This window comes from Novosphingobium sp. ZW T3_23, assembly GCF_044987305.1.
Classification (GTDB): domain Bacteria; phylum Pseudomonadota; class Alphaproteobacteria; order Sphingomonadales; family Sphingomonadaceae; genus Novosphingobium.
The window spans coordinates 48,283-55,283 of the sequence record NZ_JBJDRF010000035.1; the positions used below are offsets into that span (position 1 = coordinate 48,283).

General features: G+C 66.1%; 5 protein-coding genes. 2 read left to right on the plus strand and 3 right to left on the minus strand.

Features of this window, described 5'->3' with window-relative positions:
* Positions 1 to 102: 102 nt before the first annotated feature.
* Positions 103 to 1,029 (plus strand): SDR family NAD(P)-dependent oxidoreductase, encoded by a 927-nt coding sequence (locus ACI3K3_RS17185; protein ID WP_404915825.1) that lies wholly within the window; start codon positions 103 to 105, stop codon positions 1,027 to 1,029.
* 95 nt (positions 1,030 to 1,124) lie between these two features.
* A complete protein-coding gene (locus ACI3K3_RS17190; protein WP_404915827.1) occupies positions 1,125 to 2,960 on the plus strand; it encodes a flavin-containing monooxygenase in 1,836 nt (611 codons plus the stop codon).
* Between the two features lie 51 nt (positions 2,961 to 3,011).
* On the opposite strand, the gene ACI3K3_RS17195 is transcribed toward ACI3K3_RS17190, so the two are convergent.
* The 3 genes from ACI3K3_RS17195 to ACI3K3_RS17205 form a co-directional block, all read right to left on the minus strand.
* Entirely contained in the window at positions 3,012 to 4,919 is a 1,908-nt protein-coding gene (locus tag ACI3K3_RS17195) for a methyl-accepting chemotaxis protein (protein WP_404915829.1), read from the minus strand.
* Between the two features lie 92 nt (positions 4,920 to 5,011).
* Complete coding sequence (locus tag ACI3K3_RS17200; RefSeq protein WP_404915831.1) at positions 5,012 to 5,779, minus strand: enoyl-CoA hydratase/isomerase family protein; 768 nt, start codon at positions 5,777 to 5,779, stop codon at positions 5,012 to 5,014.
* A gap of 1 nt (position 5,780) precedes the next feature.
* Positions 5,781 to 7,001, minus strand: a 1,221-nt coding sequence (locus ACI3K3_RS17205; protein ID WP_404915833.1) for an acetyl-CoA hydrolase/transferase family protein, incomplete at its 5' end; no start/stop codon positions are given.

Here is a 7,001-nt window from a genome sequence, read left to right on the forward strand (position 1 = left end):
CAGGCGGCTTTGTTCGATTGCTCCTGCCGGGTGCGTGCGCATATTCGATCGCTAGACGAAAAAGAGATCGCTTCGTTTTGCGGCCAACCCGGAGAGCTTACCATGGAAGAGATGCGTTTCGACGGCCGCGTTGCCGTGATCACCGGGGCCGGCCGCGGATTGGGTCGGGCCTATGCCCTGCTGCTGGCAGAACGCGGCGCCAAGGTGGTGGTGAACGATCTGGGCGGCGCGATCCGGGGCGATCTCGATGCGCCCGGCGCGGACGTGAGCGTGGCGCAGCAAGTGGTCAACGAGATCGTAGCAGCGGGCGGCGAAGCCATCGCCAACACCGATTCCGTCGCCACGCCGGAGGGCGGCAAGGCCATAGTGCAGGCCGCGCTCGAGACATGGGGCCGGATCGACGTGCTGGTCCATAATGCCGGCAACGTCCGCTATGGCTCGATCCGCGAGCTTTCCAGCGCGGACCTTCATGCCGTGCTCGACGTCCACCTGCTGGGCGCGTTCCATGTGGTGCAGGCCGCGTTCGGGCCGATGTGCGATGCCGGATATGGCCGCATCGTGCTCACAAGCTCGGTCGGCGGCCTCTACGGCAACGAGAATTGCGTGAACTACGGCATCTCGAAGTCGGCGATGCTGGGGCTTTCCAACATCACCGCGCTCGAAGGCGAGGCACACGACGTGAAGTGCAACGTGATCGTGCCGGGCGCGGTGACGCGCATGGCCGAGGGGATCGACATCTCGCAGTACCCGCCGATGGAGCCCGAACTCGTGGCTCCGGTGGTCGGCTGGCTGGCGCACGAAGAATGCCCGGTGACGGGTGAGCTGATCGCCTCGATGGCGGGCCGCGTGGCGCGCATGTTCGTGGCGGAAACGCGCGGCGTCTACCGCCCGCACTGGACGATCGAGGACGTCGCCGCCGCCTCCGAAGCTTTCCACGACAAGTCGGAACTGATCGATTTCGGGCTGCACGGGCATGTCGATCACATCGGCTATTCGTTCAAGATGGCAACGGAAAACGCCGAGACTTAATGAACAACACTGTTGACAACTAACGCAGTGCTGCGCCAGATTCGGCAGCGAGAGGGCGACCGGAGCAGAGTCGCCGCCAAGAGGATGCCCGTTCGATGGAAATGACCTGCTTCAAGACCGACGTGCCTTCGCCCGAGGAACTCGACATCCCGGCGCTCAAGGCCAGGTATCGCCAGGAGCGCGACAAGCGCATGCGGCGAGAAGGCGGCGAGCAGTACGTGCAGCCGACCGAAGACTTTTCCGACAATTACGCGCATGATCCGTTCACGTCTGTGGCGGAGCGTGAGGCGCTGGTCGAGGATATCGACGTTGCCATCCTCGGCGCCGGATTCTCGGGCATTCTCGCCGGCTATCACCTGCATAAGCAAGGCGTCTCCAACGTCCGCAACATCGACCATGCCGGCGGTTTCGGCGGCGTCTGGTACTGGAACCGCTATCCCGGCGTGCAGTGCGATAACGACGCCTACTGCTACCTGCCGCTGCTGGAAGAAACGGGCTTCATGCCCAGCAAGAAGTTCTCCGACGGCTGGGAAATCCAGCAGTACTGCCAGGACATGGCCGAGCGCTTCGAGCTGGCCGACAAGGCACTGTTCCACACGCTGGTCACTGGCATCCGCTGGGATGAGAGCATCAAGCGCTGGCACGTGACCACCAACCGCGGCGACGACATCCGCGCGCGCTTCGTGGTCATGGCGGGCGGCGTGATGAACATGCCCAAGCTGCCCGGCATCCCCGGCATCCACGACTTCAAGGGCAAGATGTTCCACACCAGCCGGTGGGAGCATGACTATACCGGCGGTTCGTGGACCGCGCCGGAGTTGGAAAAACTGCGCGACAAGCGCGTCGCCATCATCGGCACCGGGGCGACCTCGGTCCAGGCGGTGCCGCACCTCGCCAAGTACGCCAAGCACCTCTACGTGCTGCAGCGCACGCCTTCGAACATCGACGAGCGGCCCAATCCGCCGACGAATCCCGAATGGGCCGCCTCGCTCCAGCCCGGCTGGCAGCAGGAGCGCATGGCTAATTTCCACCGCGCCGCGCAGCAGTTCTTCATCCCCGGCGAGCCCGATCTGATCTGCGATATCTGGACCGAGATCAGCCGCAACCTCGCCATCGAGCTGGGCGAGGAAGGCTGGCCCGCGCTCGATCCGCTGGAATTCATGGACCGCCGCGAAGTCGTGGACTTCCAGGTGATGGAACGCCTGCGCCGCCGCGTGGAATCCATCGTCGAGGACAAGGACACGGCCGAGAAGCTGAAGCCGTACTTCCGCTTCATGTGCAAGCGGCCGCTGTCCAACAATGACTACTACCCCGCGTTCAACCAGCCCAACGTCACGCTGATCGACGTTTCCGCGACGCAGGGCGTTGAGCGGATGACGGACAAGGGCTTCGTCGCAGACGGGGTGGAGCACGAAGTGGACCTGATCGTCTTCGCCTCGGGCTTCGAGGTGACCAGCGATCTCAAGCGCCGCTGGGGTATCGACACCGTGGAAGGACGCGGCGGCAAGTCGATCTACGACCACTGGACCGACGGCGCGAGCACGTTCCACGGCGTGATCACAGACGAATTCCCGGCGATGTTCTACATGGGCTATATCCAGGGCGCGACGAACTCCTCCACCACCGAACAGTTCGGGCGCCAGGCGGAGCACATCGCCTTCATGATCGGCGAGACCCAGCGTCGGGGTGCCAGCACGGTTTCCGCCACGAAGGAAGGCGTCGAGGGCTACTGCGCGCACTGCAAGGAAAACGAGGTCGATTTCTCCGACTTCCAGAGCGAATGCACGCCCAGCTACTTCAACAACGAGGGCGAGAAGAACCCCAAGTGGGCGCTTTTCCGTGGCTACATGGCTGGCTGGGACGCTTTCCGAGACATGCTGGGCGACTGGCGCAGCGGCGGCACGCATGAAGGCGTGAAGTTCGAGAGCTAAAAAAGCGGCCACGGTGGCAGGTTACCCGGCACGCGGACCGCGTGCCGGGCGTCAGAATTCGGACCAGTCGTCTTCCGCCGGGACCGCGTTGCCCGTCATCGCCCGCTTCTGACGGGGAGGCGGCAGGACCGTGGAAACACGCATTGAAGAAGGCGGAGGCGGGAGCGGAGGCAGGGGCGGCTCCCTCTGCTCGAAGCGGGATGTCGCAGCGCGGCGCGGAGGCTCCCCATCGCCTCCCGAAAAACGCCCGACCAGCGCGCCCATGCGATCGGCCTCCCCGACCAGGCCGCGCGCGGCAGCGGTCGATTCCTCGACCAGTGCCGCATTCTGCTGCGTGCCGGTGTCCATCTGCGCGACGACCGCCTCAACCTGACGGATGGCGGCCGCCTGGTCCTGCGCGGAACCCGCGATCGTGCCGATCATGGCCGATAGCGCCCCCGTTCGGCCAACGATCCGCTCCAGTGACTCCTGCGTTCGCCGCATCATGTCCACGCCGTTGGAAACGTCGGCGGCGCTGGTCCGGATGATGCCGGTGATGTCCTTGGCCGCCTGCGCCGAGCGCTCGGCCAGCGTGCGCACTTCGGTGGCCACCACCGCAAAGCCCTTGCCGGCGTCCCCCGCCCGCGCGGCCTCCACCCCGGCATTCAGCGCGAGGAGGTTGGTCTGGAACGCGATCCCGTCGATCAGCGAGACGATTTCCTCCATCTTGCGGCTGGAAAGCTGGATTTTCTCCATGGCCTGGGCTGCCCCGCGCATGATCTCTCCGCCCTGCACGGCCTCTCGCTCGGTATCCTGGGCATTGCGACGCGCATCTTCCGCGACGGTCGCTGTCTCGCCGATGGCTTGGCTGACATGCCGGACGGAGGCGGCAGTCTCCTCCAGCGAGGCCGCCTGGGAAGATGTGCGCTCGGCAAGGTCGCCGGCCGCGACGGCGATCTCGGAGGAACCGTTGCTGACGCTTTGCGCCGCTTCGGCCACATCGCCGATGACTTGCGCGAGCGTTTGCGTCGTATCGTTGAAATCTATGCGCAACCGTTCGTATTCCGCCGGGAAAGCCTGGGCGATCGTGCAGTCCAGACGCCCGGCCTTGAGCAGCCCCAGACCCCGCGCGAGCGCCTCCACGACGTGCCTCTGGGTTGCGGCCTGGGTTTCGGTTGCAGCCCGGCTGCGCGCGGCCACCCCGTGCTTGATGCCGCGCAGGGCGGCGGCGATGTCGCCGATCTCGTCCGCCTGCTCCTCTCCGGGAATATCGCGATCGAGATTGCCGCCCGCCATGTCGCCCATGGCATCGGTCAGACGACGCAGCGGCAGGGCCAGACGGTTCGTCAGCAGGACCAGCACCGCGCCAACCCCGATCAGGATCGCCGCTCCCAAGGCCAGTATCCACACGAAAGCGCGTCGCACCTCGGCCTTGCCCGCGGCACCATCGGCTTCGCCCCTGGCCCGGTTGAAGTCCAGTTGGGCACGCAGAGCAAGGTCCAGCGCCTCCCCGCCCGCCCGTGCCGATCGCTCGTAAATTGCGTCGGCCTCATCCCGGCGCCCTGCCCGCAATTCCAGGCGAACCTCCGCCGCCACCCGTTTCCATTGCCCCCAGGCAGCGTTCAGCCTGGCGAACAGTCGCCTCTCACCGGCGTCCGAAACGAGCGGACGATAGCGGACGATCCGGGCATCGACATCGGCGATCCGCGCGGAGAGCGCCGCATCCGCGTCACCCTTGCGCATATCGCGCGAGGGGCGCAGCTGCTCCACCAGCGCCAAGCGCGCGCGGCTGGTCCCTTCGTCGATCCCGGACAGCAGCATCAGACTGGGCACCGTGTCGTCGGCCGAGGCTTCGAGTCGGTGCCCTATTCCGTCGATGAACAGAAGGCTGCTCATTCCGCAGACGAGCGCCGTCCCGCCTATCGCCGCGACGGCCGCCATGGTTACGGTCTGTATCCGGAACTGCCCGAGAATGGCCATCTTCGCCCCTTTCGCTCGCGATACGATCGCTAAGACGAAGAGCGGAAAGATTGGCCTTGCACCGGCCTAGCTATATCTGCCTAGGGCTCACCCTAGCGCCCGCTCCACTCCGGCTTGCGCTTCTCGGCAAAGGCGCGCGGGCCTTCCTGGGCATCGCGGCTGTTGTAGGCATGCTCGTGCGCGGCGCGCGCGGCTTGCAAAGCGGCGGAGCGCCCCATTTCGGTTGCCAGCATCACCGTTTCGCGCGCGGCCTTCACCGACAGCGGAGCGCCCTCCAACACCTCGCGCGCCAGTTCGAAAGCGGCATCCAGCACCGCGCCGGGTTCGGCCAGCCGATTGACCAGTCCGATCTCGTAAGCGCGCTGCGCCGTGATCGGTTTTCCGGTGAGCATGATCTCCATCATGATCCGCTGCGGGATCATGTGGATCAACGGCGAGGCCCAGGGACTGCCGCGCCCGACTTTCACCTCGGTAATGGCGAACCTGGCATGGGTGCTGGCGACGCAGAGGTCGCAGGCCTGCGCTATCATCCAGCCGCCGGCGAAAGCATGGCCGTTGACGGCGGCGATGGTCGGCTTGGTCAACTCTATGGTGTCGTAAGGCAAGGCGTAGAGGTCGCGCGGGGGCACGGCCATGCCGGTCTCCACCATTTCCTTCAGGTCGCCGCCCGCGCAGAAGGCCTTGTCGCCGGTGCCGGTAAGCACGGCGATGCGCGCGGAGGCATCGGCTTCGAATGCCGCCCATGCCTCGCGCAGCCCCTCGCGCACTTCACGGCTGAGGCAATTGCGCTGTTCGGGCCGATCGATGGTGATGACCGCGATGTCATCATCCTGGACATGATAGAGAACGGCTGGAGACACGTCAGAAGCCCCTTTTCGCGATTTCGTGAGCCGTGCGGGCCAGATCCTCCCGGAAGTCGGGATGGGCGATTTCGAGCAGCCGCTTCGCCCGCTCGCCCAGCGACTGGCCCTTGAGGCGGGCCGCGCCATATTCGGTGACGATGACGTCCACCTCGGTTCGCGCGGTGGTGACGGGGCCGGAGAGCCTGGGCACGATCTTGCTCAAGGTGCCACTCTTGGCGGTCGACGCCAGTACGATCAGCGAAGCTCCACCCGGAGAGCGCGCGCCGGCCCGAACGAAATCGACCTGACCGCCCGTGCCGCCGAGATAGCTGGCGCCCGACTGCTCGGCGTTGACCTGGCCGGTGAGGTCCACTTCGAGCGCCGAGTTGATGGTGACGAGGCGCGAGAGGCGCGCGAGCGTTGCAGCATCGTGGGTATAGCTCGTGGGCGTCATGCGAATCGCCGGATTGTGCGCGGCCCAGTCGTAGAGCCGCCGCGTGCCGATCAGCGCGCCGTTGATGGAAACGCCGCGATCGATCTCCTTGCGCGCATTGGTCAGCACGCCCGCTTCGGCAAGATCGACAAGGCCGTCGCCCAACATGCCCGAATGGACGCCCAGATCGCGGCGGTCGTGCAGCAGGCGCAGGATCGCGTCCGGCACCGCGCCGACGCCGGTTTGCAGCACCGCGCCGTCATCGATGAATTCGGCGCAGTGCCGGGCGATCGCCTCATCCGTCGGGCCGATCTTCGCAGGTGCCACTTCCACCGGCGCGCGGCTGACGTGGACGGCAACGTCGATCAAGGCGCCGGGGATCGTTTCGCCCGGTACATAGGGCACCTGCTCGTTCACTTCCGCGATCACCACGCGGGCCTTGTCCACCGCCGCGCGGACATAGTCAGAGATCAGGCCGCAGCTGTGGTTGCCCTGCGCATCGGCGGGGCTGACCTGGATCATCGCCACGTCGCAGGGCATGATTCCGGCCTCGATCAGGCTGGCGACCTGGCTGACGTGGATGGGGATGACGTCCAGCGCATTCGCCTTGGTCATGCCGCGCAGCGCGCCGATCGCCCCCATGCTGGAAAGGCGGAAGGACCGCGCGCTTTCGGGCGTGAACAGGCCGGAGAAGCTGGTAGCGATGAACGCGTGGAGGCCGCCGATGGCCTCCCCCTGTTCGATCAGTGCCTCGACCAGCGTGGTCGGCTCGCCGCAGGCCTGGCCGAAAACGATGTGGTCGCCGGG

Bases quoted from the DNA above. Each gene is read 5' to 3' on its own strand.
- ACI3K3_RS17195 (WP_404915829.1), bottom strand. From the start codon at position 4,919: ATGGCCATTCTCGGGCAGTTCCGGATACAGACCGTAACCATGGCGGCC.
- ACI3K3_RS17185 (WP_404915825.1), top strand. From the start codon at position 103: ATGGAAGAGATGCGTTTCGACGGCCGCGTTGCCGTGATCACCGGGGCC.
- ACI3K3_RS17190 (WP_404915827.1), top strand. From the start codon at position 1,125: ATGGAAATGACCTGCTTCAAGACCGACGTGCCTTCGCCCGAGGAACTC.